20 protein-coding genes are annotated in these 26,326 nt (G+C 42.1%); 8 read left to right on the top strand and 12 right to left on the bottom strand.

All coding sequences use genetic code 11. From position 1 onward, the window contains the following. Window positions 1-245: 245 nt before the first annotated feature. Both K0625_RS10320 and K0625_RS10315 read left to right on the top strand, forming a co-directional pair. A complete protein-coding gene (locus K0625_RS10320) occupies window positions 246-1,211 on the top strand; it encodes a helix-turn-helix domain-containing protein (RefSeq protein WP_220109615.1) in 966 nt (321 codons plus the stop codon). Further along, on the top strand, window positions 1,208-1,996 hold the full coding sequence (locus tag K0625_RS10315) for a helix-turn-helix domain-containing protein (RefSeq protein WP_220109614.1): 789 nt from the start codon (window positions 1,208-1,210) through the stop codon (window positions 1,994-1,996). Before K0625_RS10320 ends, K0625_RS10315 begins: the two co-directional genes overlap by 4 nt. A gap of 62 nt (window positions 1,997-2,058) precedes the next feature. Here the strand turns inward: K0625_RS10315 and K0625_RS10310 are convergent, their stop codons facing one another. The 3 genes from K0625_RS10310 to K0625_RS24665 form a co-directional block, all read right to left on the bottom strand. After that, the gene (locus K0625_RS10310) at window positions 2,059-4,824 is read right to left on the bottom strand and encodes a delta-60 repeat domain-containing protein (RefSeq protein WP_220109613.1); all 2,766 of its coding nucleotides are present in this window, start codon (window positions 4,822-4,824) and stop codon (window positions 2,059-2,061) included. A 281-nt stretch (window positions 4,825-5,105) separates the two neighbouring features. Further along, a complete protein-coding gene (locus K0625_RS10305) occupies window positions 5,106-5,570 on the bottom strand; it encodes a hypothetical protein (protein WP_220109612.1) in 465 nt (154 codons plus the stop codon). 248 nt (window positions 5,571-5,818) lie between these two features. Beyond that, window positions 5,819-5,953 (bottom strand): hypothetical protein, encoded by a 135-nt coding sequence (locus K0625_RS24665; RefSeq protein ID WP_269902798.1) that lies wholly within the window; start codon window positions 5,951-5,953, stop codon window positions 5,819-5,821. 394 nt (window positions 5,954-6,347) lie between these two features. Here K0625_RS24665 and K0625_RS10300 point away from each other — a divergent pair, with 394 nt between their 5' ends. From K0625_RS10300 to katG, 3 genes are all read left to right on the top strand, one after another. Continuing rightward, entirely contained in the window at window positions 6,348-7,265 is a 918-nt protein-coding gene (locus K0625_RS10300) for a histone deacetylase family protein (RefSeq protein WP_220109611.1), read from the top strand. Between the two features lie 297 nt (window positions 7,266-7,562). Further along, window positions 7,563-8,555 carry a cytochrome-c peroxidase gene (locus K0625_RS10295; RefSeq protein WP_220109610.1) on the top strand — a complete coding sequence of 331 codons (993 nt, stop codon included), beginning with the start codon at window positions 7,563-7,565 and terminating at the stop codon, window positions 8,553-8,555. Between the two features lie 86 nt (window positions 8,556-8,641). Continuing rightward, a complete protein-coding gene (gene katG, locus K0625_RS10290) occupies window positions 8,642-10,852 on the top strand; it encodes a catalase/peroxidase HPI (RefSeq protein WP_220109609.1) in 2,211 nt (736 codons plus the stop codon). Between the two features lie 459 nt (window positions 10,853-11,311). Here katG and K0625_RS10285 read toward each other — a convergent pair whose 3' ends face one another. From K0625_RS10285 to K0625_RS10275, 3 genes are all read right to left on the bottom strand, one after another. Beyond that, complete coding sequence (locus tag K0625_RS10285; protein WP_220109608.1) at window positions 11,312-11,527, bottom strand: hypothetical protein; 216 nt, start codon at window positions 11,525-11,527, stop codon at window positions 11,312-11,314. Continuing rightward, the gene (locus K0625_RS10280; RefSeq protein ID WP_220109607.1) at window positions 11,520-12,935 is read right to left on the bottom strand and encodes a hypothetical protein; all 1,416 of its coding nucleotides are present in this window, start codon (window positions 12,933-12,935) and stop codon (window positions 11,520-11,522) included. The genes K0625_RS10285 and K0625_RS10280 overlap by 8 nt, the downstream gene beginning before the upstream one ends. Window positions 12,936-13,162: 227 nt before the next feature. Next, entirely contained in the window at window positions 13,163-13,921 is a 759-nt protein-coding gene (locus tag K0625_RS10275) for a sulfite exporter TauE/SafE family protein (RefSeq protein ID WP_220109606.1), read from the bottom strand. Between the two features lie 250 nt (window positions 13,922-14,171). Between K0625_RS10275 and K0625_RS10270 the strand changes: the two genes are divergently transcribed. Together K0625_RS10270 and K0625_RS10265 are read left to right on the top strand one after the other, a co-directional pair. Next, on the top strand, window positions 14,172-16,244 hold the full coding sequence (locus K0625_RS10270) for a M13 family metallopeptidase (protein ID WP_220109605.1): 2,073 nt from the start codon (window positions 14,172-14,174) through the stop codon (window positions 16,242-16,244). A gap of 356 nt (window positions 16,245-16,600) precedes the next feature. After that, window positions 16,601-16,912, top strand: a complete 312-nt coding sequence (locus K0625_RS10265) for a hypothetical protein (protein WP_220109604.1) — start codon at window positions 16,601-16,603, stop codon at window positions 16,910-16,912. 75 nt (window positions 16,913-16,987) lie between these two features. On the opposite strand, the gene K0625_RS10260 is transcribed toward K0625_RS10265, so the two are convergent. After that, window positions 16,988-18,124 carry a hypothetical protein gene (locus K0625_RS10260; protein ID WP_333473847.1) on the bottom strand — a complete coding sequence of 379 codons (1,137 nt, stop codon included), beginning with the start codon at window positions 18,122-18,124 and terminating at the stop codon, window positions 16,988-16,990. Between the two features lie 541 nt (window positions 18,125-18,665). On the opposite strand from K0625_RS10260, the gene K0625_RS10255 reads away from it, so the two are divergent. Then, entirely contained in the window at window positions 18,666-20,807 is a 2,142-nt protein-coding gene (locus K0625_RS10255; protein WP_220109603.1) for a PKD domain-containing protein, read from the top strand. Window positions 20,808-20,911: 104 nt separating this feature from the next. Here the strand turns inward: K0625_RS10255 and K0625_RS10250 are convergent, their stop codons facing one another. The 5 genes from K0625_RS10250 to K0625_RS10230 form a co-directional block, all read right to left on the bottom strand. Continuing rightward, window positions 20,912-21,382, bottom strand: coding sequence for a cupin domain-containing protein (locus K0625_RS10250; protein ID WP_220109763.1), 471 nt, complete (start codon window positions 21,380-21,382; stop codon window positions 20,912-20,914). A 52-nt stretch (window positions 21,383-21,434) separates the two neighbouring features. Further along, on the bottom strand, window positions 21,435-21,674 hold the full coding sequence (locus K0625_RS10245; protein WP_220109602.1) for a hypothetical protein: 240 nt from the start codon (window positions 21,672-21,674) through the stop codon (window positions 21,435-21,437). A 135-nt stretch (window positions 21,675-21,809) separates the two neighbouring features. Then, window positions 21,810-23,855 carry a TonB-dependent receptor gene (locus tag K0625_RS10240; RefSeq protein ID WP_220109601.1) on the bottom strand — a complete coding sequence of 682 codons (2,046 nt, stop codon included), beginning with the start codon at window positions 23,853-23,855 and terminating at the stop codon, window positions 21,810-21,812. Window positions 23,856-23,993: 138 nt separating this feature from the next. Then, window positions 23,994-25,340, bottom strand: coding sequence for a sensor histidine kinase (locus tag K0625_RS10235; protein WP_220109600.1), 1,347 nt, complete (start codon window positions 25,338-25,340; stop codon window positions 23,994-23,996). Then, a complete protein-coding gene (locus K0625_RS10230; RefSeq protein WP_220109599.1) occupies window positions 25,337-26,023 on the bottom strand; it encodes a response regulator transcription factor in 687 nt (228 codons plus the stop codon). The genes K0625_RS10235 and K0625_RS10230 overlap by 4 nt, the downstream gene beginning before the upstream one ends. Between the last annotated feature and the right edge of the window lie 303 nt (window positions 26,024-26,326).

Below are 26,326 nucleotides of genomic sequence, written 5' to 3'. Positions count from 1 at the left end.
CGAACAACCTCACTGGCACCTAGTGCCGTTCTGGCAAGGCGAAGCCCGACCTTGATATCTTAAAACATCAAGATGAAGTCCCTTCCCCCAACCTTTTATGATTCATCAGCAGAATCTACTGCAACACTAAAATCTAGACGATAAAAAAACTACCAATTACCTTACACTTTAGTAAACTCACACTAACAAATTCAAAGTATCAGCTGAATTAAAATCATCAACAAAAAAGAGGTAAGGGTTTGAACTTGTTAGATAAAAAAGAAATCAATAGATGTATTGTTGATATCTACCGACTCGCATATGAACAACCAATAGAGAACTTTAAGCAAGCTGCCATGAATAGATTTAGTGAGCTGATTCCTATTGATATGGGATTTTGGATCACTCGTTCTGAAATGGATACACCATATTTCGATGACGACTCCTTTACTTACAACCTGCCAAATGGCGTGATGAAAAACTATATTGAGATGGTTTCTGCATCTGAAACAGCCCAAACGATATCAAGACACCTTCAGACTCATTTAAACAAAACCTTCGATGTATTAGAGATCATTCCAAATGACATAATGGAAAGCTCCGATCTCTATTTATTGCACTGTAAAAAGTATGATATAGAACATGCGATGGTCACTATGCATGCTAATTTAAACTCTCAAATCTTTAATGCTTTCTCCTTTTGTCGCAATGATAGAAGCGTCAACTTCACTCAAGAGGAGAGAGAGATAAAACAGTTTTTCATCCCCAATTTTGTTGAAGCGCTTAGAGTAAACCTAATCAGTTCAGTGAGTAAGCAAGGGAAAGACCGTTACTGTTTAAGAGGGATAGTCGATAAGCATGGGAAAATCATAGAGTCAGAAGAGAGGTTCGAACAGTTTATTAATGAATTAAACATAGTTAATGGCAATACTCTAGATATAGAAAACCTCTACAACCCTACGTTTTTAAAGAAAAATAAAATACAGGTAAGCACCCAAAATTTCGATGGGCTAATATATGTTGAAATAAACAAACTATCTATTGAGGAAAGCTTAAGTAAAAGAAAAAAGGAGGTATGTAAACTTTTATGTGAAGGTTTATCAAACAAAGAGATCTCAAATAAGATGTATATCTCGCAAGATGCTGTCAGTAATCATTTAAAAGAGATAAACAAGATACTCAATGTGACATCGAGATATCAAGCCATTGCGGTGCTATTGGAGCCCAAATGAAGCGACCGAGTCAGCCGTGCCTTTTATCCTCTGAATTAAGCCTTTATATTGCTGGGATCTATAATAGCAGCCAATACCTAACCTCTGAACAGTATAAAGCACACTGTATAGCAGGTTTAACTGAGTTTATTCCTAGTGAAATATTTACCTGGAATATTTCAGATACCAAGCAACTCCCTCCCCAAGATAATCGCTTTGAATATCAGGCCGAACAATCCGGTTTAGTTCATTCACTGACAGCCACTACACCGTCCGATTTAGATGCTAACCAGATAGAAATAATTCAATTTATATTACCTCATATTGCCGAAGGTTTTCGCCTTAACCTATTGTCTAAATTTTACTTTTCAGAGAAGTGCTCATATCGATTTAAAGCGGTTTGCAACCAGAAAGGTGAGATTTTAGAACAGGAAGAAGGATTTACTGAACTATTAGAGATGGCAGGGATCTCAAACTTACAAGCAATTTTACCCCGCTCTCCGTTATCTGAAGGAGTGTATGGTTTCGCAGGCCTCATCTCTATCGTTACTCAAAAAAATAATTATTATATTGTCGAGCTTCATTTTTTTGGAAAAGATTTTAATATTTTATCTAAAAAACAACTTCTTATATGTTTTTTTATTAGTCAAGGCTTATCTAATGAAGAGATAGCAGAAAAGATGTCTACATCAAGGAAGACCACTGAAAATCATCTGGCGAATATCTACTTCAAACTCAATTTATCGTCACGTTCGATACTAGTTTCAAAATTAATCGCTGGACAAAATGCTTTAGTAGCAACCTAAAAGGGTGAATTTGAACATTCAAATTCACCCTTTAGATTTGATCTAGCTCCCTCGCTTCTTGGTTATAACTCCCTTATCCTCCTAAAGCCAGAGATTAGTAGCAGTGATAGCAACCCCACTCCTAACGCTCCGCCACTACTATTGTGATTAACTTTATCATCAAGGGGTTCTGTTTTAGTCGAAAAGGTACCCACGACTCCACCTATAGTCAGCTCTGTAATGCTAGTAACATCATTCTTATCGGAAGATGTGTGACGTACAATGACTTTATCCTCATCGCTGACAGTAGATGCCGAGGTCATAAACGCTCCATCATTAATACTATATTCACCATTAACAATTGAGATAGCAGTCGGAGCATTTATCTCGCTCACTGTTAATGGTGTTGATGTTACTAGCGTACTTATTGCGACATTGTTTACCACACCAAAACTAAAGTTAGCAGGGGTGGTATCTTTCTCTGCTGTTGTACTGTGAAAATGAGTGGATATACCACCAATCAACATTTCAACTGATTTAGCCCCATTATAAATAGCAGACGCGTCATATCGAACACTGATCACATCGTTATTATTCACCGTACCAGTATCACTGGTAAAGGTACCACCGTTGATACTGTAGAGTGCCGAAGCTGAGATACTGACCTCCGTTGGCGCATTAATTCCTGTTACAGTGATCACATCATTAAATGTGATCGTTTCATTTGGTAGCGGGGTTTCGCTGTAATTATGATTAAGTGGTATAGGATCTGGTGTGGTATCAGTCTCAATAGTGGTACTTTCAAAATTAGCTATTACTCCACCAATATCTAATGTCGTCGTTTGGGTACAAGAGGTACACGTTGCCGTTGTATGCCTAACTGATACTGTATCCCCCTGTTGAACTATGCCATCTGTACTGATATATCCTTCACCATTGATAGAGTATTCTCCATCAGTGACAGATATAGGCGTATCGGCATTAATACCCGATACAGTGATCGTATTCGAGATTGCGATAACAGCTAACTGGTAAAGAGTTGTCGATGTTGGCTGTAACACAAAACTATCTGGTACTGTGTCAGCCGCCGATGCAATTGAGGTGAAATTGAATACCTCATTACCTGTATTCCACGATCTATTATTCCTATGATGACCAACTTGACCTGCCCGAACAATTAATGAGGTTGTTTTACTCCCGCTAACTTCATTTGCAGAAGTGTGTGAAAGCTGAAGACTATCGCCATCGGAAATACCAAGTAGTCCAGTTAATCGCCTATCCCCTCCATTACGAATAACAGCACCATTTAATACCGATGCCGTCACGGTTCCAGAAGGGGAAATAGTTGCCGTATCTGCTACCGAAGTCACTTGAGATGATAAAGGCGCATCATTAACAGAAGCAAAGTTCATTACATCAATATTGTTGGTTGCATCAGGAAGCGACTCCCCAATATGAACCATTAATGCTGACTCAACTGTATTTCCCGAGGAAAAAGGTACACCGGTAGTGCCAGACACTAATATTTTACCATTTTTCAGAACACTAATGGCATCCAGCCGACCATTGGGACTCGTTCCAGTTGAGGAGGGAATAAGCTTTCCAGAAGAGAGTTGGGTTAAGCTGCCGGTCAGAGAGTCAATAGTAAAGACCATCTGTTCATTACTATCATTACCTACAGCAATTAGGCCTATGTTTTGGTGGTATGCTAGCTCATTGATACACTCCTCTCCACCACCAGCACTAGTCAAATTATCAAATGTTTGTACTCCATTATTTCCAAATGCAGTGACAAAATCTCCAGAGCTTGTCTGTTTTTGTAATCTTGAAAGCCCTGTAGCATCACAACCCGCACTAACAACATCACCATTTGGCAATACAAGACTAGTGTTGAGGATATTGTTGGATTGAGGAACGCCTGAAGGGGCTGTATCAGTGAGATCTGAATGTAAATACCAAAAATTCGAATCCGCACCGAGGTTACCAAATGTAAGCGGATCTCCATTAATGTTATATTTGCCCGCCAACATCGTATAACGTCGGGTATGGCTGCTATTACTAACACCAATCATACGACCTGAGACGTAAATATTATCGCTGTCATCTAAAGAGAGCTGTTCCATCTCGATAGAGTGCTCACTCGAATCACCTACATGTACCGAATCTACATAAGCTAAGTTGAAACCAGGGGCGACGGCACCGGATGAATCCAACTTGATAATTTTTGTTTGATACTTCTGGATCCCAAACGACTTCTCGAGAAACTCATGGGCCATAAATAAAATATCACCATTAGAGGCTATAGCCAGATCTTTCCCCCGTAACTCTTTGTCTGGGTTAACTAATGTATACTTCCCACTATCCCCAAAGCTTGTATCTAATGCCCCATTTATATTAAAGCGCATCACTTGAACCTGAAAAGGTTTATCAACCTCTCGAGTGATTGCCAATACTATTATCTTACCATCAGGCTGTATCGCCACTGAGCCCAAACGAGCATCATCAAGCATTGGCATAATCAACTTACCATCAGAATCAAAGCTGGTGTCTAAGGTGCCATCTTGATTGTACTTTACGATAAGCATGTCATAAGCACCGTTAACACTAGCTCGAGACACATGACCAACAGCAATCACTTTACCGTCAGTTGTACTTTCAACATCATAGAAATAAGATCTAGCGTCAACAGCAGTACTATCACCATAATTGAACTGAACTAATCCACTGGAATTAAATGAAGTATCTAAGTCTAAAGGAGTTGTGCTAACTGGAAGGTTTGTCGCAAAAGAGCTCATACTGATAAAGGAGCTCAAACCTACTATTTTTCTTATATTTTTTTTAAATTTCATTCGTGCCTCGTTTCCTCATTACCTGAGATTTATAATTTCCGTTGATTAAATAATTCTTTCAGAATCTATTGGAACGAGATATAGGTAGAGTTGGTAGTTTTTAAAGAAAATCCACAAATGTTTATATTCAAGTGATGTATAAAAATCAAAAATCACCAAGCGAAGATGTAAATGGCACTTCCCTTGATGCTTTCCACAAATAAAAACTATCTATAACGTTTATTAATCAAAAACAAACTTAAGAAAAATAAAAAGATAAAGTATGAAATATTTAAAGAGGATTATTTTTTCATGGCCAGTGATAGCATTGTATTCACAGTCTTATTTAACTCTTCATTTAGATTATCTGATGGTCTAACAGACTTAATGCAGTTATCTACAGCTAATACCAACTCCATATAGATACGTTTATCCTGATATCTAGCCTCTAGGTTTTTCACAATAATACGATGATTTTGAACAATTTTATCTTTCATCAATTTTAATTTATCCGCATCTCCTCCACTCTCCTCTTGTAGCGCAGGCTCAAGGTATTTATCCATAATATCTTGATTATATTCCGCTAATGACTTTCGAATCTGAGTTATATCAGAAGAGGAATACTGTGAAGGTACGGGGTTAAGGTTTGATTCAGTTATAAAGTCAAGATGAGCTCGGCAACTGTGTATATCATTAAAATTTATAGCCACACTTGGATTCGATATCAAAATTGATGTCAATAAAGCTGTCAATGCTTTGATTTTCATTTTAATTCCTTTTTATAAAGTAAAACAAGAATGGTATAGGTAAAAATCAATTTACCTACAGCTCTTTTCATTGTTAACTTAGGAGTGTTAATATTGTCAACCACAAAAACCAATATACTTACCAATCAATTAAATTATTTTATAATAAGCTAGCTTAGACTCTCGTTTTTTATATACTTTATTTTTAAAATTTTAAAGTAACAGCCTATTTTCCATTCGCAACTCCTAGACAGAAACTTGCACCAGCTCTAAAGCACTAAGCCATTCACCACAGCGAATATGGCAAAGCCATGTGCCAATGAGCAAGAGGCAGGAGCCGAACTAGCCGTTAAACAGGGACGTTGTTGAACACTGATACCACGGAGAAGATCAAAAGCCATCATCTCTTCCTCCAGCTTTACCTCCGTGTAGCGTAGCGCTCCGTGGTGAGAACATCTTTTGCTTTTGTCTTTTGTCTTGAGTCTTTGCTTTTGTTTTTGACTCGCAGCGTAGCGCCCTAGCAGTGAGCTTGCGAACGTACTCGCAGGCACGTAGTGCCGTTCTAGCAGGGCGAAGCCCGCCCTTCTCAGTTTCAAAACAATGGATCCCGGAACAAGCCCGGGATGACGGCAATGACAAATACTCGGCTTGGCTTTTAACTCGCAGCGTAGCGTCCTAGCAGTGAGCTTGCGAACGTCCTCGCAGGCAATCAGTGTCGTCCTATGTTTAAAACCGCTTATTTAAACAGACATAATAAAGCTGTTATTATCTTGCCACTGTTCACCGCTAATACTTGCCATGCTGCCACTGATTTATCATCCGATGTACTCTCACCTCTCGCTACCTGAAGGTCATAGATACCCAATAATGAAGTATCAGTATCTTTATGATTTCATAATTAAAAAAAGGGAAACAGACAGTAACTGGCAGCAGAGGCTGGCATTTTTCAGCCCTGAAGCGTTAACAGCTAATGAGGTTAAGCAGGTTCATGGCGATGAATATGTTGAGCAGTTAATAACTGGGACATTAGCAGCAAATAAGATGCGCCGTATCGGATTCCCCTGGAGTGAAGCACTAATGCAGCGCACGCTAACCTCAGCAGCTGGCACAGTATTAGCGGCGATGAAAGCGATTGAGCATGGAGTTGCCATCCATTTAAGTGGCGGGTATCACCATGCACATAAAGATTTTGGTAGCGGTTTTTGCCTGCTCAACGATCTGGTGTTAGCGGCTCACTTTGCACTGCAAAGAGAGAATATCGACAAGGTCTTGATCATCGACAGCGACGTGCATCAAGGTGATGGAACCGCAACCTTATGCCAAGACCGGGATGATATCATCACCCTCTCCTTTCACTGTGATAAAAACTTCCCTACCCGTAAACCTGACTCCGATCTCGATCTGCCTTTAACCCGTGGCACTGACGATAACAACTTTCTTACCACGTTTAAGCAGGTGGTTGAGATGGCGGTAAACCTGCACCAGCCGGATCTTATTATCTATGATGCAGGCGTCGATATACATCAAGACGATGAGCTGGGATACCTCAATATATCGACTCAAGCCATCTACCAGCGAGACCACTTTCTACTCGACACCATGAAGCAGCGAGGCATTCCTGTGGCCGCCGTTGTCGGTGGCGGTTACCGCACAGAGCAAAGTGCACTCGTGCCGATACACTTTCAATTGATCCAAGCCGCTTTTGATTTAGGCTAAAAAAGAGTAAATAGTGCCTTCATCCGACTTTTACTCTTTTATAACTAACATGATTAAACAACACTATTTATATAACCATACTCATCTTGTTTTACTAAACAGATGAAATTGGAACAGATGGAACATAAATAGCCTAAACATATCCTTTTTTATCGCCCCGAAATAGACAAAAGTACTACCACATATTCCCCAATACTATTACCAATCTGTTTTAGCTATTAAAACAATCGATACAATTGATTTGTACCCTTTCATTTTTAATGTAATTTAAACACATCTAATTTAAAAGAAACAAATATGAAACATACAATATTTTGTTTACTTACACTCCTATTTATCTGTGATTCAGTACAGGCTGATGCCACAGAAAACTCTATTCATGCTATCGCGATTAAATTTTTTAAACCCTTACCCAATAAGATGCCTGGGGGAGAAAATGACAATGATGATAAAATAGCTTTAGGGAAAAGACTCTATTTTGATAATCAACTATCCATCAATAAAACCCAGTCATGTAACTCGTGTCATAACTTATTAGGCACAGATGAAAACCCCGGTTCTGGCACAGATAACTTAGCAGTGTCTTTTGGGGCTTTAGGTACGGCAGGTACGCGAAATAGCCCAACCACTTGGAACGCTGGATTGCAGTTTACTCAGTTTTGGGATGGAAGAGCTAAGACACTAATAGAGCAAGCAAAATTTCCAATATTAAATCCCATAGAGATGGCACTCCCCTCGGAAGAGGAAGCTATCACTCGCTTAACAAACACAGGCTATTTAGCGCTATTTATTAAAGCCTATCCAGATGAAGACTCCCCGCTGAATTTTCATAATATTTTGGATGCCCTAGCCGCCTTTCAAAGAACCTTAATATCGGAAGACAGGTTTGATCTTTTTTTAAATGGTGAGACCAATGTGTTATCTGAAAAAGAGAAACAGGGAGTGATGACTTTTATCACTGCGGGCTGTGTCGCATGCCACAATGGCCCTCTTCTTGGAGGACAGATGTTTACAAGAATGGGCGTTGTTAATCCCTACCCTAATAAAATTGATAGAGGAAGAGCTCATTTAACTAAGAGTTCTGCCGACGATTTTCAATTTAAAGTTCCCTCATTAAGAAATGTATCAAAAACGGCGCCCTATTTTCATGATGGAGCAGAAACATCATTAGAACAAGCAGTAAAAGATACTGGGTTTCATCAACTTGGAATAACACTCTCCAATAAAGAGGTCGAGGATATAACAAGCTTTTTAAAAACATTAGACAATATAAAGGTGGTTACCAGATGAAATGAACCTTGAGTTTAATCTAAGCACGAATAAAGAATAATTCTAATTAACATTTCAAGATATTTAAATGGAACGGAGTCATTATTATGTTTAAGAAAACGATCTTATCTTTTGTCATATCTGCGGTGATGGTTACCGCCGCTGCTGCGGTGGAAAATGAACAACCTAAATCAAACCAATTTTGGTGGCCAAATCAGTTAGATTTAACCCCTCTTAGAAATCACAGCGCTGAGTCAAACCCACAAAATCGCAACTTTGACTATGCAGCAGCCTTTGAAAAACTCGATCTTGAAGCGGTAAAAAAGGATATCGATAAAGTACTCACCAACTCACAAGATTGGTGGCCTGCTGATTATGGTCACTATGGCCCATTCTTTATCCGCATGGCTTGGCATGCTGCAGGCACCTATAGAACCCACGATGGCCGTGGTGGAGCGGGAGGCGGACAGCAGCGTTTTGACCCACTCAACAGCTGGCCAGATAACGTCAACTTAGACAAGGCAAGAAGACTACTTTGGCCGATAAAACAGAAATATGGACAGAGTATCTCTTGGGCCGATCTTATCGCATTAACCGGTAACGTGGCACTCGAGTCTATGGGGTTTAAGACCTATGGTTATGCAGGCGGCAGAGAAGATGATTGGGAACCTGATCTCGTCTATTGGGGTCCAGAGAGTAAGTTTCTCACCGACGAGAGGCGTGATAAAAAAGGCAAGCTCAAAGGCCCACTAGCCGCAGTTGAGATGGGACTTATCTATGTTAATCCCGTCGGCCCACACGGCAACCCAGATCCACTGCTCGCCGCTAATGATATTCGTATGTCTTTTGGCCGTATGGCGATGAATGATGAAGAGATTGTTGCACTGATTGCCGGTGGACACACTTTTGGTAAAGCCCACGGCGCAAAAAAACCAACTGAATGCGTAGGTCCAGAGCCTGCTGCTGCCGCAGTAGAGGAGCAAGGTTTTGGTTGGAAAAATCGCTGTGGAACAGGCTCAGGTGCCGACACAACCTCCAGTGGATTAGAGGGAGCATGGACAATCACCCCAACCCAGTGGACCACTAACTACCTCGATAATCTATTTACCTTTAATTGGGTGAAAACTAAGAGCCCAGCTGGGGCGATTCAATGGATCCCAGATACAGACACAGCTGCTAACTTAGTACCTGATGCCCATGACCCCACTAAGCGTCATGCCCCCATCATGTTCACCACAGATATCGCCATCAAGGAAGATCCTAAGTTTAGGGCGATAGCCGAGAGTTTTAGAAAGTCGCCAGACAAATATGAACTCGCATTTGCTAAAGCTTGGTTCAAACTAAATCACCGCGATCTGGGCCCGCGTTCTCGCTACTTAGGAAATGAGGTACCTAAAGAGGTGCTGGTTTGGCAAGATCCAATCCCTGAGCTAAATCACCCTGTCGTCAATGATGCCGATATCGCTAAACTGAAATCGGAGATACTCAAATCAGGCCTCTCGGTTCAAGATCTTGTGCTCACAGCCTGGGCGTCAGCATCGAGCTACCGCGGCACCGATATGCGTGGTGGCGCCAATGGCGCTCGCATCAATCTATCACCGCAAAATGAGTGGCAGGTCAATAATCCTAAGCAACTAGCTAAGGTATTAAATAAGCTAGAGAAGATTAAAGACAAATTTAATAAAAAGTCTAAAAAAGCCAAGATATCTCTTGCCGATCTCATTGTATTAGGTGGTGCTGCAGCCATCGAAAAGTCGGTAAAAGAGGCAGGTTTTAACAATAAGGTTCCCTTCACTCCTGGCAGAATGGATGCCACCCAAGCGATGACAGATGTGGCCTCTTTTGGGGTATTAGAGAGTACGGCCGATGGGTTCAGAAACTACTATTCTGATGAGAGTAATCTCTCTCCAGCGCAGATGCTGATTGATAAAGCAGATCTACTGACATTAACCGTGCCAGAGATGACAGCATTAGTTGGCGGCATGAGGGCGTTATCAGCCAATGCCGACGGGTCTAATCACGGAGTATTTACCGATCAGCCCGGCGTATTGTCCAATGACTTTTTCGTCAATCTTCTCGACATGTCTGTGAAGTGGTCTAAAAAGCCTAAGAGTGAGGCGCTTTATGAGGGCTATGATAGAAAAACAGGTAAGCTAAAGTGGACTGCGACTCCAGTGGATCTAGTGTTTGGATCTAACACTGAGCTTCGCGCCATCAGTGAGTTTTATGCATCTAAAAACGCTGAGGAGCAGTTTATCACTGACTTTATCGCCGCTTGGCATAAGGTGATGGTCAATGATAGATTCGATATAAAGTAAGCGACTTTCATTAGCTAAACTGCTCTCCCGAGGTTAAGTCCCACCACTTAACTTAGCCTTGGGTGAGCTATCGCTAATGATTTGAGAGAATAGATGACCCCAAGAAGTTGCGAATATGGCGTTGGAGAAAGCTATCGCAAAACAGCCCTGTGAAGCCCATTTAAGCTCTATCTTATGGAGCAGTTACAAGTTCCAGCCCAGAGGATAAGACAAGTATCATCGGCAAATTGAGCCTTCAGGTTGTTTAAAAACAGTAAAGCCATTCTCTGTGATCAATTTTTGATGTGAATTCTGCTTCAACTTTCACTTTCCCAAGTTTTCGATAGTTGATTGCAGCTTTATCAGTTCAAAAATAGCTACGTTAGAAGGGTGTTTCTTTAGGGGGGATAAGCTAACAGGTAAAACCTATAAGGATAAACCGATTTAAATTATTAATTTAAGTTGTTCAAGAAGCAAAACTTAGCCTGCAACAGCTGTAGTCCAGTTATCTTCTTGCTTCTTTTCATTAGTACAGCTTTCTCGAGTGTGCAGATACACACCATTAATTTCCGAAATCATCTGAATATTCTTTTGAATTCTGTCATTTAACACTTGTAGATCTTGCTCATCAGAAACTTCTAACTCACTAGAAATATGTTCATTAATTGTTCTGGTTAAAAAAACAAAATTACTCATCTACGAAAACCTCTAGGTCTTTACTCAAACTGGACAGTCTGAGCTTGTATGATAGCAGATCAGACAAAAGATACAAAATTGGTGTACAAAGTTGATAAAAAAGATGTTCGTTTTTAACCCCACCAGACTCAGGTCTATAGACATTTACAACTCCGAAATATCCACCATGAGACCAAGTCATAGGTATCGGTAATGAAATAACAGAGCCACAACCTTTTTGACTATCAAAATACGCACTAATACTATTTTTCTGAATATCACCATATGACTTAAAAGTATTTGCAATATCAGCAACATTGTTTATCAGTACAACATTTTTACTTTCAAAAGCAGAAGGTGCTCCTGGCACTGATATAGCATCATATTTTGCAAAAACGCCTACAGGTAAGAGTAAGGGTTTTAATTTTTTGCTACCACGTCGAGATTCATCAAAGTAGCCGACATCCGTAAAAACAGATAGCACACTCTCACAAATAGATGACAAATTCTCCAACGAAGCGTTACTAGGGAAAAAACATGAGCCTCTTTCAAAAGCCTCCTGATTATGAGCAGAACTCTTATCTAAATCAGTAGATTTTTCTACAAGCATAATATTAGCTTCAAAAAACGAAGCCGTTGTTTGTGTCCACGCTTCAGCTATAGCACAAAAAGACTCTAACGTACTATTAATTGCATCTCGGGCTTCTGAATCACTCTTTTCCAGTGCTTCCTTTGTCTTCTTTCTGTCACTCCCTAAGTTTTTAACACTTTTACTAAGTATAGGAAGTGAGTTTTTAAGATCGGTAGCAACTTTAAATGTTACACCATAAATTTCAGAAGCAGCCTTAAAAGCAGACTCGTTTGGCATATTATTAATTACTTGGTCAAGAGTATTAACCGTAGTGTCAATCTGTGACAAGCTGCTAGTAGCTTCTAAAATTTTGTTATCTAAAGTGCTTAAACTACCCTCTAACGAATTAACAGTATCAGAAAGTTTAGTATTAAACGTCTTACTTTCATTAAACTCTTTACGCCAAGACCACCAGCTTAAATGAGCAAGAGTGAGAGCAGCAGCCATTAAATAAGGTGAAAACGTATTTACAGTTAAAGCTGACACTAATACTGAGCCTAGCAAAGAAAATGCTAACAAAAAAACATATTTCCACTGTTCAAATTGAAAGCGATCAGATAATAGTTTCAAAAATAATGAAACTCCCCAGCCAAATAAAAAAACTGAATAGCTTGCGATCCAGTGATTACCATCAAACCAAGAGTTTACGGTAGTTGTCAGGCTGGGTAAAACAGTTACAACTCCTAATGCTGTAAGAAGGAGTAATACAAAAGCAGATATAACAAGAACACAAGCTTGAGCCTTGTCCCATTTACATAGCTTCACACCTTTGCGTTCTTTAGATTCCGTTAAAATCACTTTAATCCCTAATGTGGTATTTAACATGTATTCAGACTAATACACTAATTCCTATTCCCTTGTTCTAACAATACAACACTAGCTTTAAATTTACATCCATTTCTACTTTCGCGCCCCCCCCCCCTATTTAACGTCTACTTTTTTAAACATCAAGAAAAAACTATTCACCAAATAGTGATACTAAGAAGCAAAAAAGAAGCAAAAACACAATACGTTAGCGTTCAGAACTAACTAAACATAGCTGCTATACAACCTACCAAGGTCATAATAAACAGAAACCATTTTAAAGTTTCAGGCCTGGCTTTAATCGCAAGCTTCACCGCAAGGTGAGCGCCAAACATGGTGCTAAGCGCGAGTATCAATCCAGGTAACCACTGAATTAGCCCCTCAATGATAAATAGCACTAGTGCAACTGAGGTAAAAACTAATGTACAGAGCATTTTGAGTGCGTTAGCTCGCACAAGATCGTATCGTAAAGAGCCTGCTAGAGCGGCCAGTAAAACAAAGCCTACGCCCGCTTGTACAAAACCACCGTAAAAACCAGCCACGCCTAACCACCACCATGAAGCTGGGGTTTGCGATACCAGTTTAACTGGAGTGCCTAACTCAGGTGCCACCATCGAGGGCTTAACTAGAATAATAAATGCCATCAATAACATGGTGCCCAGCAGCAGAGGTTTTATCCATTCGCTGGGAGCATAAGCAGCGCCTGCAGCGCCTAAGAGACCACCAACAATAGTGGGGATCAGGATAGGCACAGTATCATCCGTGTCGAGCTTGCCATGCTTTTTAAATCCCAATACCGCAACAACAGACTGCATTAAAACGCCAACTCGATTGGTGGCATTAGCCACCTCAGCAGGCATCCCCATCACCATGAGTGCAGGCAAGGTCAGGTTTGAGCCACCACCTGCCAAGGTATTAATGATTCCAGCAAAAAAGCCGGTAACAAGTAGCAAAACCGCATGGGTTAAGGTGATATCCATTGACGCTTAAATCCTCTTCATACTCTATTTATCGGGCTATTCATCTTCTCTCTAGCAGGACAAAGCCCGGACCTTCTGAGCTTTAATCGCCAATTAATCTGTAAGCGTTAACATAGATAACATAGTTAGTTTTTCATTCAAACTTTACTTAAATTTGCTAACAAATCAGATGTTGACATTTTTTGACAACATTGGAGTATGTACAGGTTTATTTAACAGCGACCCACTTTAGCAAGGAAGAATATAAAAAATGAAAAAATCCTTAATCGCTATCGCCTTAGCCAGCACATTTTTAGCGGCTTGCGGCACATCAGAAGTTAAAAACAGTGACGTTGAGAAGGCAGTGACAGCAGCCAGTTCAACCAAGGCAGAGCTAGGTAGTTTTGGTGTTGATCTTTCGGCGCGTAACGAAGCCGTTAAGCCTGGCGATGACTTTTTTATGTATGCTAGCGGCACTTGGTATGACAACTATGTGATGCCAGCAGACAAGACTCGCTTTGGCGCCTTTACCGGTTTAGCGGAGCGCAGCGAAAAGCAGGTTAAAGAGATCATCGATGATATCGCTAGCCGCAGCGACCTTAACGCTGAAGAGCAGCTAATTGCAGACTTCTATCAAGCCTATATGGATACTGATACCGCTAACAAACTAGGTATCACTCCAATACAACCTACTTTAGATTCAATCAAGCAGATCAAATCGACCGATGATGTAACTAAGATCTTCGGCGGCGCTTGGCTAACAGGTGCAAGCTCACCTATCGCAGGCGGTATGTGGTTTAACCGCTTAGATCCAAACCAGTATGAGATGTCAATGGGTGCCACTGGATTAGGGCTTCCCGACCGTTCCTACTACCTTGAGGATAGCGAGCGCTTTGTCAAAATTCGCACCGCCTATGTTGAGCATATCGCCGAGATGCTTGCCTTTGCCGGAATAAAAGATGGCAAAGCTCGTGCGACTGAAATTTTAGCGCTAGAGACCAAGATGGCCGAAGGTCAATGGCCTCGTGAGAAGCGTCGTAATCGCGATCTGACTCTAAACCAGATAAAGCGTACTGAGCTTGCTAAAGAGTACCCAGGGTTTAATTGGGATCTCTACTTCAAGGAGACAGGTTATCAGGTTCCTCAGCTGAATATGTCACAGCCTGAGCCGATTAAAGCGATGATCGCCTTGGTCAACCAAGAGCCACTCAGTGTATGGCAGGATTACCTGACCTTCCACACCATCAGCAATAATGCAGGGTTACTCTCTGAAGATATCTACGCCGCTAATTTTGCCTTTAATGGCAAAACATTAAGTGGTCAGGAGGAGCCTCGCCCACGTTGGAAGCGTGCTATCTCTGAGATGTCAGGCACACAATCACTTGGCTTTGCCATTGGTAAGGTTTATGTGGCGCGCTACTTCCCAGAGTCATCAAAGCAGCAGATGGCTGAGCTGGTTGAAAACCTACGCACAGCTATGGGTCAACGTATCGACGGTCTCGATTGGATGGGCGCAGACACTAAGGTTAACGCTCATGCAAAACTTGCCGCATTTAACCCTAAGATTGGTTACCCAGATGTGTGGCAAGAGTTTGATGGTCTTAAGTTAACCAATAAAGATCTAGTCGGAAATATCCAAAACCTACGTCAATACTTTAAAGCCGACAGCATAGCCAAAGAGCTAAAGAAAACCGACCGTAACCGTTGGGGCATGACACCACAGCGTGTGAATGCCTATTACAACAGCTCGTTTAACGAGATTGTGTTCCCTGCGGCAATTTTGCAACCACCGTTTTTCGATCCCAATGCCGATCCTGCAGTGAACTACGGCGGTATTGGTGCGGTTATCGGTCACGAAATGGGCCATGGTTTCGATGATCAAGGTTCAAAATCAGATGCAAACGGTATTCAGCGTAACTGGTGGACAGACGCTGACCGCGCCGCATTTGAAGCCAAGGCCGATCAGCTTGCCGCGCAGTACAGCAAGTATGAGCCAATTCCAGATAACTTCGTCAATGGCCGTAACAGCTTAGGTGAGAATATTGGCGATGTGGGTGGCCTCTCTATGGCGTACCACGCCTACAAGCTCAGCTTGAACGGTAAAGTAGCCCCTGTTATAGACGGTGTGACTGGCGATCAACGCTTCTTCCTTGCTTGGGCACAGGTATGGAAAGAGAAGCGCACCGAGCAGAGCATGTTAAACCAGCTACGTGCAGGTACTCACGCTCCTGGCCGTTACCGCGCACAAGCTCCACGTAACCACGATGCTTGGTACAAGGCATTTGATGTAAAACCGGGTGATGAGCTGTATCTTCCTGAAGATCAGCGCGTTCGCATCTGGTAACACAAATAGACAGCACTAAGCTTTGATAAAGTAAGTAAAAAGCCAGTCAGTTCACTGACTGGCTTTTTTATCAAAAATTGATATCAGTTAACACCGATTGGTATAACACAACATCTCTTTAAATCATCATCTTCACGCTTTTTTCCCATCAACATTACAGCAAATAGCAGTAAAAAATCAGCCCTATAGTAGCCAATCTTAATTTAGTCAACCATTTATAAGTCATTAATATAAAACAGGTAATAGTTAAAATCAGTAAGTAAAAGTTAACGAAACTGATGGACAATTTAGAATTTAACCAGCACAATAAGTGTGACTTAGATCACAAAATGATTAAGGTTAATATGGGAGAGAACATGAATAAAATAATTATAACTGCTGGACTACTTTTCGGCTCATTACTTTCCGGCGCCTCTTATGCCCACTTCAGCACAATTGAGTGTAATGATTGCTCCGCCTCACAACGACTACAGCAGGCAGATACAAATTTAGTTGATCAAGCTCATGAGAGTATTTTTGTGGTTGATTTTGTTAATCATAGTGTCAGCAAATTTCAAGCTGATGGGGAAGTGGTTAAAGCGGTTACTATGACACTTTCAGAAAATATTGATATTAATCATAAGTATAACCATAGAAAAACATTCTTACGCTCTGTTAACGCAGACTAAATCCTCTCTACTGATAAGAAAGAGATTCAAAAGAGATCTAGTGTGTATTCTAGATCTCTTTTACGAGTCTTAAGATTAGAAATAGTAAGCTACGCTGATATTGAATAGAGAGTAGAAATTATCATCTTGGTTTTCGATACCAAGACCTTGTTGACCACCTAACCATACAGCGTTCTTGCCGTAGATATGATCAACAAAAATAAAGAAGTCAGATACCCCAATACTCACACCAGTTGTATTGATCACCGAATCATTTAGATTAGCGTTAATATCTGTGTCTGGTGTCAAGAGGCTATAGTCGTTATACAGGGTAACTGTCCCCCAATCATAACCGATAGATTTGGCGATATTAGCAGCAAAGATTTGACCTTTAGCAGCCACTTCATAAGCGCCACCGCCCATCTTCATCGCATATAGACCATTGCTGTTTTCGCTATCATATTGATCATAGTCATAATCAACCATCTGTAGCTGTAGCTGGTAACCGCTGTACTGAGCATCTAAGTGAACAGCATAGGCTGTCGATGTTCCATGGTCGTCATGGGTGGCATTATATAGCTGTCCGTACTCTAGTGACGCGCCAACTTGGACTGTTAGCTTGTCATAGTCAAAAACATAAGACTGGCGGATGTTGAATGTATTGGTTTCTTCATTGTCATAGGTGTTATCGCCAATAGAACCTGTGAAGGCATCTGCAGCATAACCGCGGGTATCAGATGATGAGTAGTATTCACTGTTCTTGAAAAATGCTACTTCAGAGGTCCAGTTGCCACTGCTATAGATAGCTTTAGCACCTAGATCATAGTCATCCTCAAAGCCCATGTAGTAGTTGATACTCTCCCACCAGTTGTGTGAGATGAAGCTCTTATTACCAAATGGCTTGCTGATAACACCACCCTGGAACTGCCAATCTTCAACACCATTGTACGCAGCAAAAGCGTACTTAATGAAATGATTGCTTGAAGAGTTTTTGAAAACGTACTTAGCACTTGCGGTCCAGTTTTCACTAATATGGCTATCGATATCGAGTTCTAATGCGTCAAATGCGAATGTACCGCCATTTGATTTAGACGCTTCATTGCCATCATCAACGAAGTACTTAACCTTTACAGCACCGCCCAAATCAACAGAAGGCTTGAACTCATCGGCCATCACAGCTGTTGAAGTACCTAATAACGCACCAATTAAAATAGATAACTTTAGCTTTTTCACTTATTTATTCTCATGTTCATAACCCGACATTGGATTAGGAGCACGGATCATATCCATAATTTCACTTTAGATTGTGACTGGATACGCAATCATGACACCAGCGAGGTTTGATTAATTAATAATGTGATATAGGAAGGATTTTTAGGGGTATGATTCAGGTGAATGAGTGTCGCCATAACAAGAGATGACGACACTGATTTAAAGATTAATGACTCCCTCAGCTATCTAAGATGTTCTCCCTCAGCAACAAGGTTCAAGATAAAACACCACGAAAGCACTCACAATCAGTTTAATACTCCAACAAAACCACCCTATGAAATTCAATGAGTTGCTGGTAGAGATAAAAAATAGATATAAAAACGAGCTTAGAAAGGTTTTAGAAATCTCCCACCCACTATCTGATGAGTATATTCACACAAGTGAGATTCGGCAGTCAGGGCGTTAGCGCTGCCGCAAAGGTGAATTGACCATGGACTAATTAAAGACAATCAACAAGCAGATAAACACCAACAGATAATAATAAAGTGATGGAGATATTAACGTGAAATATTCATATCGCAGCTTATATGGAGTGATAGCCTTATTGTTGTTTTCCTCTCAATCTCTAGCAGAGGACAATGAGGTTAAGGTACTAGATGTTCGCTTTCTAGTTGCCGCAGCAGATAAACAGGGAACAGATGCGCAAGCAGATGGGGAGACACTAAGAGAGGGGATCGAAAAGTTAAACTTATACTACCAATCTATGGGCGTGCAGTTTAATCATAAAGATACGGTTTATATTACCAACGAAGATGTACCGGGTTTCCATGATCCAGAAGATGGGTGGGACACAGACGATGAGGAGCTAGTCAGACCCTTCTTTGACCTCAATAGCTACAACATACTCGTGACCGAGCTCAAACGCCTTAATGGTCACGCTTGGTGGCCCTATGAAGCAACGGATGCTGTAGAGGTCGATCCCGAAGATCTTATCTACTCCACCACCGCCCATGAGATAGGTCACAACCTCAGCATCAGACACACCTACTCAAGTAACAGTGATGGCCCAATTTCGCTGCTAGCAGGTCCTATGGGTTGGAAATATGGCGATCATATTATCGATACCCCTCCAGATCCCGATGAAGATGATTACATAGAAAACTGTGTATATAACGGTGACCTTGTTGATGATGAGGGAGTGCTTTATGCTCCAGATGCTAAAAACATCATGAGCGGAGGCAGAAACCGCTGCCGTACTCACTTCTCCCCGCAGCAGCAGACTCGTATGCTAAGTCTGATCTCCACCGACAAGTACCATCTTTATGACAAGTATGGCGAAGGTCGAACCGTTCCAACCTGTGATAACTCAACCCAAGTGATTGAATATCCTCACCATGAAGGCTTTAACGTTAACGAGGTAGTAGCTGCAACCCCTTGGGTTCAGGATGTCGCCAATAACAGATATAACTGGCGCTTTGACAGTGACACCTCCTCATCGCGCACCGGTGCCGATGAGCCCGTAGAGGGCCATAGCTTTATCCATGTCGACACCAGTAGGATGGATGATTTTATTAGCGAAGGCGATCATGTTGCCATGCTCAGCCCATGCTTTGACTTCACTAGCAAGAATTCTCCAACAATGGCGTTCTACTTCTCCATGTATGGTGAGGATATGGGCACACTCTCCATTGAAGCCACATTAGATAATGGCCAAAACTGGCTTCCTGTTTGGCAGATGATAGGTCAAAAACACACAGATGGAGAGTGGGAGCAGGTTAATGTGGATCTCGATGAGTACGCAGGGAAGAAGGTTCAGTTTAGACTCGACTACCAAGTTCAGGGAGAAAAAGGCGATGCCTCTTTCGATAGCATACAGGTAGATGCCGTATCTCAGGACAAGGTGCATGCAGTATTAAGCAGCGATAGCGTTGCCGAAGATGGCATGAGTTTCACCTTTACCTTACAAAGAGAGGGCAGCGTTGCAGGTGAAACCTCGATTCAAGTAGCGACCCAAGATCTGACTGCCATGGCTGGCATCCATTATGAGGCCATCGACACCCATGTAGTTTTTGCTGCTGACGAAACCACTAAAACACTAACCATCAATATCTTAGATAACGATAACCTGGAAGGTGACACTCAGTTCAATATCATTCTCTCGGGCGCTAATGCCCCTGCCGATAATCCGCCTCTGCTGATCACTATCATCGAAGATGAGGAGGAGAATATCGCCCCTGTTGCTAGCTTTGACTTTAATATCAAAAACAGTAAGGTCAGCTTTACTAGCACCGCCAGTGATGAGGATGGCGAGATAGTCAGTTACCTGTGGGATCTTGGTGATGGAAGCAGTGCAGATACCGAAACCTTGACCCATCGCTATGGTCAAAGCGGCGATTATCTGGTGAGCCTCACCGTGACCGACGATGACGGCCTGTCTCACACCAGTTCACAAACAATCTCAGTATCTAAAAAGAGTAAACCTACCGCTGTGATTAAGCATATAAACCTATGGTTTATCCATGTTTTTGTATCACTTAGCTATGATGACGATGGCTATATCACCCAGCACAGATGGAAGTTTAATGATGGCAGCAAAGCCTCTGGCCCAGTTACCATTAAATTTGGCAACCGCGCCTCTAAGGTAAAACTTGTTGTCAAAGACAATGACAACCTTAAAGGCAGAGCAAAACTCAAATTTAGATAAGCTATACAACAAGTCTTAAAAAATCTCAGGGTAAAGTGTAAAGAGCCAGTATCAACGGATGTTGATACTGGCTCTCTTTTATCTGCTAAAAGGGGTTATTCAATCTAACGACTAAGGCGGGTGATAACCTCTTTATGCTGGGGGTATTGGGCCAGTAACCACTCTTGACTAAACAGTTCAAAATCATCGAACGTAAAGCCTGGCGACACCATGCAACCCACTAACGAAAATCCTGGATTATTCATAGCCGAGCCGAAAATACATCCCTTAGGGACCAAAAACTGTGGCCGCTCACCAGCTGCAAGGTTTAACCCTAACAGAGCCGTAGTTAGCTCCCCTGCCTCATCAATCATGTAAATAGTAAGCGATTGACCTGCATGGAAATACCACATCTCATCGGCCGTCAAACGGTGAAAGTTAGATACCTCTCCAGTGCGTAACAGAAAGTAGATACTTGTCCAAAGAGGTCGAGTATCATCAAACTGCTCATCAGAGCGATATGAAGAACGGAAATAACCCCCTTCAACATGCTGCTCTAGTTTCAGATGCTCAATAAATGAGTCCGCAGTTTCCAAAGATAGCTTATCAGTCATAACATCACTCTATTGCTGCTAGTACTTTGTTGTTTTACCTTACACCATCACGCACCATCTCTTTACCATTTTCATACACTTCATCGGTCACCCAACGCGCATGTAAAAGCTTATGGTTGGCATCAAACACTGCAACAAAGTGACGGCCATCGGCATTATTGGTTGCCATACCCACGCCTTCAACACCTTGAAGACCTAAACCACCGGTTTCAACCGATACCAAAAAGCGTCTTAAATCATCTAGGTTGTCGATAATATTCTGTTCATCATTCATCTGATTAGTACTCTTGATTCCTGTTCGTTCAATGGAGCAGAGTCTCTCATAATCAGCCGCTTTTTACACTGACAAAAGCCCGCAACTATTGCAGGCTTTTTAGTGACAACTTAAAAACAGTTATCAAATAACTCTTTAGAACTGGTAAGTCATTGAGACACGGATATCTCGACCAGCCTCATAGAGGCCTGCAACCCCTTCCCAACCTTTGATTTTGTTATAATCACCAACACTTGAGTGATCACGATACTGCTCATTAAACAGGTTCTGTACCGCGAGATTTACCGTCAAGCTTTCACTATTTAGCGGAACCCATTGAACATAGATATCATGGACCTGATAACCCGGCTTATCGATAGTTTGAGTCTGCTCTATCCAACCTATCTCTACGCCACGTTGAAGGACCTCGATATCATTGAGATCGCTGACATAACTAAAGTTCCAACCCATCTCAAGATTATCAGAAAGCGCATAGTTAACATTTAAACCTAAGGTATCACCGCGAGCATTAGCCAAACCGATATGCTCATAGCCCTCGACAGTATTACCGTTTAGCTCAGCATCGTTATTACTGTAACTGGCTTGTACACGCCAATCTTCATACCAGTAAACAGCTTTTAGCTCGAAACCTTTAGTTTCTAACTGACCAATATTCTCAAAATAAACACCACGGCCTAGTTGATCATAGATGACATCATCGATATCAGATTGATACACAGAAGCGGTCACCTGCCAATGCTCATCATGGTAGTTCAAACCAATTTCGGTGTTATCCACCTTTTCAGCATCGAGAGCAGGATCGATTGATACCCAATCTGGCGCTTGCGCTAAGGTAAAGGCATCACCTACCTCTTTGCCCCGCATCGCTTGAGCGTACCCTAAGGTCAATCTCCAGTTCGGATGGAAGTCATAATTCAGGCCTATATTCGGGCTAACACCGTCGCTGTCGGTTTGATTATCATAAGTTACCTGCTCAACATCATATTGATCGTAGCGCACACCAAAGCTGAGTAGGAGTTCATTATTGATCTGCCAGTGATCCTGCAGATACACACCTTTAACTTCCCCCTCCTCTTGGAACTTACCGATATTCGGATCCCAAGCCCACTTCTGCCATACGCTGGCATCGGCAAGATACTCACTACTGACCTTGTCTTTACGATACTCAATACCATAGGTCAGGGTGTGATTGCCCAATAGGCTGATATTACGAATATCAAAGCCATAGGTTTTCATCTCTGCACCATAGAGCCCCCAACGATCGAAACGATTCTGCTCCACCGAAGATTGAGTATGGAACAAGCTTGTTTCAAGATTAATGAAGTCATTGGCAGAAAAAAGATGATTTAACACAAAGGTCTCACGATCACCCTCCATAGGAAATAGCGTGTCTCCCTCTAAGGTTGGCCAGTTAGGTCTTGCCCCAAACTCCCCCTCCTCATTACGCTTCTCATAACTAAGACTTAAGGTCTGCTTATCGGTCAATTCACCATTAACCTTAACGTAGCCTAAACTCTGCTCAGCTGAGGTGCCGTAGAGTTCGTTGCCATCACCATCTTCCATATTGTCACGGTCGATATAAATGTAAGATCCTAATACTCCCCAGCTATCCGAAAGCCTTCCATAAAAGGTACCACTGGTTTTGTAACCGTCATTACTGAAGTAACCCGCTTTAATCGTTCCACCAAACAGCTCGTCAGAACTAAGCAGATCATCGACTCCTTTGGTTTTAAAGCGGATCGCTCCACCAATAGCACCTGCGCCACTGGTTGCCTCTCCAGCACCCGCCTGCACTTCGACCTCTTTTAACAACTCAGGATCGATCGCCACGCGACCAATATGGTGAAATAGAGTACCAGTTTGCGGCGCACCGTCGACGGTAACATTGAATAAGGTGTCTTCTAGACCACGAATATAGACCTTCTGTGCTATCCCTAAAGAGCCTCCCACAGAAACTGAAGGTACAAATCTAAAAATATCGGCAAGATCATTGGCTTGATACTTCTCAAGCTCATCGGGGGTGATCTCAGTGTTGGTCGTTTGGCCGACAACTGCAATTGACTCAATCACCTTGCTCTCGTTAACTGCTGACTCTTCTGCGTACACATTACTCGCAGCCAGTGCCAGCGAGATAGCTAATGTGAGAGGCTTTACTCCTCTCCCCGAGTGAAACGATGTCATAACGCGCCTATGTAAACGATAAAATGTAAACAAGAATTATTATCATTTAAAACTGTAATGACAGTGATTTTACAATTGTTACATTTACCAAGTCATCGGTGACCTGTTAAATCGAGTTAAACAGTGATGTTCATGGTATTAAACTTTAGGGATTTTAATGGTCATACACAGGCCTGAGCCTTCTCCTTCCCTCCTGTTTTGAGCTGTAACACTTGAGCGAATCGCGGCTAACTGCCTCTGGGCCAAAGCTAAGCCTAAACCGAAACTGCTGCCCTCAGCTCCACGAGAACTATCTAAACGAAAGAAAGGTTTGAAAATGGCACTTAAAAATTGATCTGGCACACCTGGCCCTTGGTCGAGAATATCGATTTGAAAAACATCACCCAGATCAGCCAATATAACCTGTACCACTTTGCCCCTGGGAGTGTAACGTAAAGCGTTACGTAAAATATTTTCCAGAGGCTGACCAGCAGCTCTGTGGCTTGAGTTTTCAACCAAGGCACTGTCGGGAAGCTGAGTGACGATCTCCCTATCAGGAAATTCAAACTTTGCATCATCAATCAGGACGTCCAAAAGGTCGATCAGCTCTAGAGACTCCTGTTGCAACTCCGGCTGCTCATTCTCAAGCCAAGCAAGGGTTAAAGTATCTTCCACTAGCTTGCGAATATGGCTAGACTCTCTATCGATCCGTTCAATATTTTCATCCTCCCCCCTCTCTTTTACCGCTCCTAACGCGATATCTAATCGTGTTAATGGAGTGCGAAGTTCATGGGAGAGATCGGCGATCAGCTGACGTTGGCTGATGATCTGCTCACCAATTCGAACAGCCATCTGATCGAAAGCACCAGCCAAGTCGGAGAACTCATCATTTCGCTCCCCCATTAAGGCTTTCGCCCGCACATCAAACTTTCCCTTACTGAAGCGACGAGTGGCCAACTGCAGTTGCAGCAAGGGTTTCATAATATGTCGGTAAAGGATAAAAGAGAGCAGAGCTAATAGGATGGTAGGCAAAACTATCTGAAAAGTAAGCTCAGTATGACGCCAGTAAACGCCCGGTCTCATTCTCTCTGGCAAGCGGATTAAGAAACTCACCTGTTGATCGGTAAAGGGCACTTCCATAGTAGGGTTAGCTGCAAAGTAGAGGTGTACTTTCCACTCCACATTACGGCCTAAATTGTAACCCTGACTGAATTTATCTCCTAGATCGCTACCAGCTAAGTGTTTTACATCATAACTGGCAACCGCAGCCCAAGTATTCTCCTCACGTTGCAAATTGGCTAACCACAAGGCCAGCTTTTGCTCGTCACCGGCTAAGTAGAGGGCTTCTGCCTCTTTTCCCCATGCGGTCAAGGTTTGTCTGTCCTCCACAGCAAGCAAACTCATCCCCTCCTCAGTGCGGGAGGTCAACAAACCAATCACATAGAAAAGTGCAACGACCCCAGTAGCAATGATCAAGCAGAGTTTCCAAAACAGTTTACGGCTCATATCAAGCAATATCCTTTACCGTGGCATGTTTGCAGCCGCTCTCCCTGCCAGTTGGCGTCATTGAGCTTACGTCTCACTCGGCTCAAATGCATATCTAAGCTTCTGTCATAAGCTCCGATATTTCGATTCAACACTTTCTGGTATAGGTAGGCTTTACTGAGCACTTCACCTCTATGTAACAGCAGCTCCCAAAGTAACTTAAATTGGATAGGAGTAAACTCCAGCGTCCGCTCACTGACCACAACTTTCTGCTCACGATAGTTGATCTGTAAACTGTCCAGTATCAGCTCATGGGATATCAGCTCGTTCTTTAAAGTATGGCTTCGCCGTAGCAGGGCTTCGATACGTAACAGTAACTCAGTACTGCTGAAAGGTTTTGCCACGTAGTCATCAGCACCTTGACTAAACCCTTGAATTCTTTCCTCTTCGGCGCCTTTAGCTGTCACCATTATTACTGGAGTTTGGCAAGATTTACGCAACATTTTAAGCAGTGAGAAACCATCACGGCCCGGTAACATCACATCGAGTAGGATAAGCTGGTACCGCTGAGATGATGCTTGCAGTAACCCATCCTCACCATCAAAGCTCTGGTTAACAAAGTAGCCTTTGGCTCGCAGTAGTTCAGCTAACTGGGCATTGAGAAGCTTGTCATCCTCAATCACCAAAATTTTAATCTGGTCCATGGTACTCATCACTATAAGGGGAGAGGAGAATATGGCCACACAGTGTAATCATTTGAAACATAGACGCAACATAAGCCTGAGGCATTTACAAATCAAAGATCGCAGAAATTATTGGATGGTAAATAGGTGAACTGACAGGCGTATTGATAAAGATAGAGATAGAGATAGAGCATTCACTGGGATGGTTTCGCAGTACTTCCATCTCTAACCATTAGACAATGTCGAGTTTGATAGTATCGATGCCGTCAGGCCTTATATAGAAAATCAACAGTCCTCGAGAGAAGTTTTTAACTCTCTTAAAAA

Source organism: Shewanella nanhaiensis, assembly GCF_019457885.1.
GTDB classification, from domain to species: domain Bacteria; phylum Pseudomonadota; class Gammaproteobacteria; order Enterobacterales; family Shewanellaceae; genus Shewanella; species Shewanella nanhaiensis.
Note: the sequence above shows the minus strand (reverse complement) of the source record. Positions and strands in the feature narration are given on the sequence as shown.

What these genes read in the sequence shown, in the direction of transcription:
- K0625_RS10245 (WP_220109602.1), bottom strand. Translation starts at nt 21,674, where the DNA reads ATGAATGATGAACAGAATATTATCGACAACCTAGATGATTTAAGACGC.
- K0625_RS10295 (WP_220109610.1), top strand. Translation starts at nt 7,563, where the DNA reads ATGAAACATACAATATTTTGTTTACTTACACTCCTATTTATCTGTGAT.
- K0625_RS10265 (WP_220109604.1), top strand. Translation starts at nt 16,601, where the DNA reads ATGAATAAAATAATTATAACTGCTGGACTACTTTTCGGCTCATTACTT.
- K0625_RS10310 (WP_220109613.1), bottom strand. Translation starts at nt 4,824, where the DNA reads ATGAAATTTAAAAAAAATATAAGAAAAATAGTAGGTTTGAGCTCCTTT.
- K0625_RS10305 (WP_220109612.1), bottom strand. Translation starts at nt 5,570, where the DNA reads ATGAAAATCAAAGCATTGACAGCTTTATTGACATCAATTTTGATATCG.
- K0625_RS10285 (WP_220109608.1), bottom strand. Translation starts at nt 11,527, where the DNA reads ATGAGTAATTTTGTTTTTTTAACCAGAACAATTAATGAACATATTTCT.
- K0625_RS10300 (WP_220109611.1), top strand. Translation starts at nt 6,348, where the DNA reads ATGCTGCCACTGATTTATCATCCGATGTACTCTCACCTCTCGCTACCT.
- K0625_RS10230 (WP_220109599.1), bottom strand. Translation starts at nt 26,023, where the DNA reads ATGGACCAGATTAAAATTTTGGTGATTGAGGATGACAAGCTTCTCAAT.
- katG (WP_220109609.1), top strand. Translation starts at nt 8,642, where the DNA reads ATGTTTAAGAAAACGATCTTATCTTTTGTCATATCTGCGGTGATGGTT.
- K0625_RS10315 (WP_220109614.1), top strand. Translation starts at nt 1,208, where the DNA reads ATGAAGCGACCGAGTCAGCCGTGCCTTTTATCCTCTGAATTAAGCCTT.
- K0625_RS24665 (WP_269902798.1), bottom strand. Translation starts at nt 5,953, where the DNA reads ATGATGGCTTTTGATCTTCTCCGTGGTATCAGTGTTCAACAACGTCCC.
- K0625_RS10275 (WP_220109606.1), bottom strand. Translation starts at nt 13,921, where the DNA reads ATGGATATCACCTTAACCCATGCGGTTTTGCTACTTGTTACCGGCTTT.
- K0625_RS10270 (WP_220109605.1), top strand. Translation starts at nt 14,172, where the DNA reads ATGAAAAAATCCTTAATCGCTATCGCCTTAGCCAGCACATTTTTAGCG.
- K0625_RS10235 (WP_220109600.1), bottom strand. Translation starts at nt 25,340, where the DNA reads ATGAGCCGTAAACTGTTTTGGAAACTCTGCTTGATCATTGCTACTGGG.
- K0625_RS10240 (WP_220109601.1), bottom strand. Translation starts at nt 23,855, where the DNA reads ATGACATCGTTTCACTCGGGGAGAGGAGTAAAGCCTCTCACATTAGCT.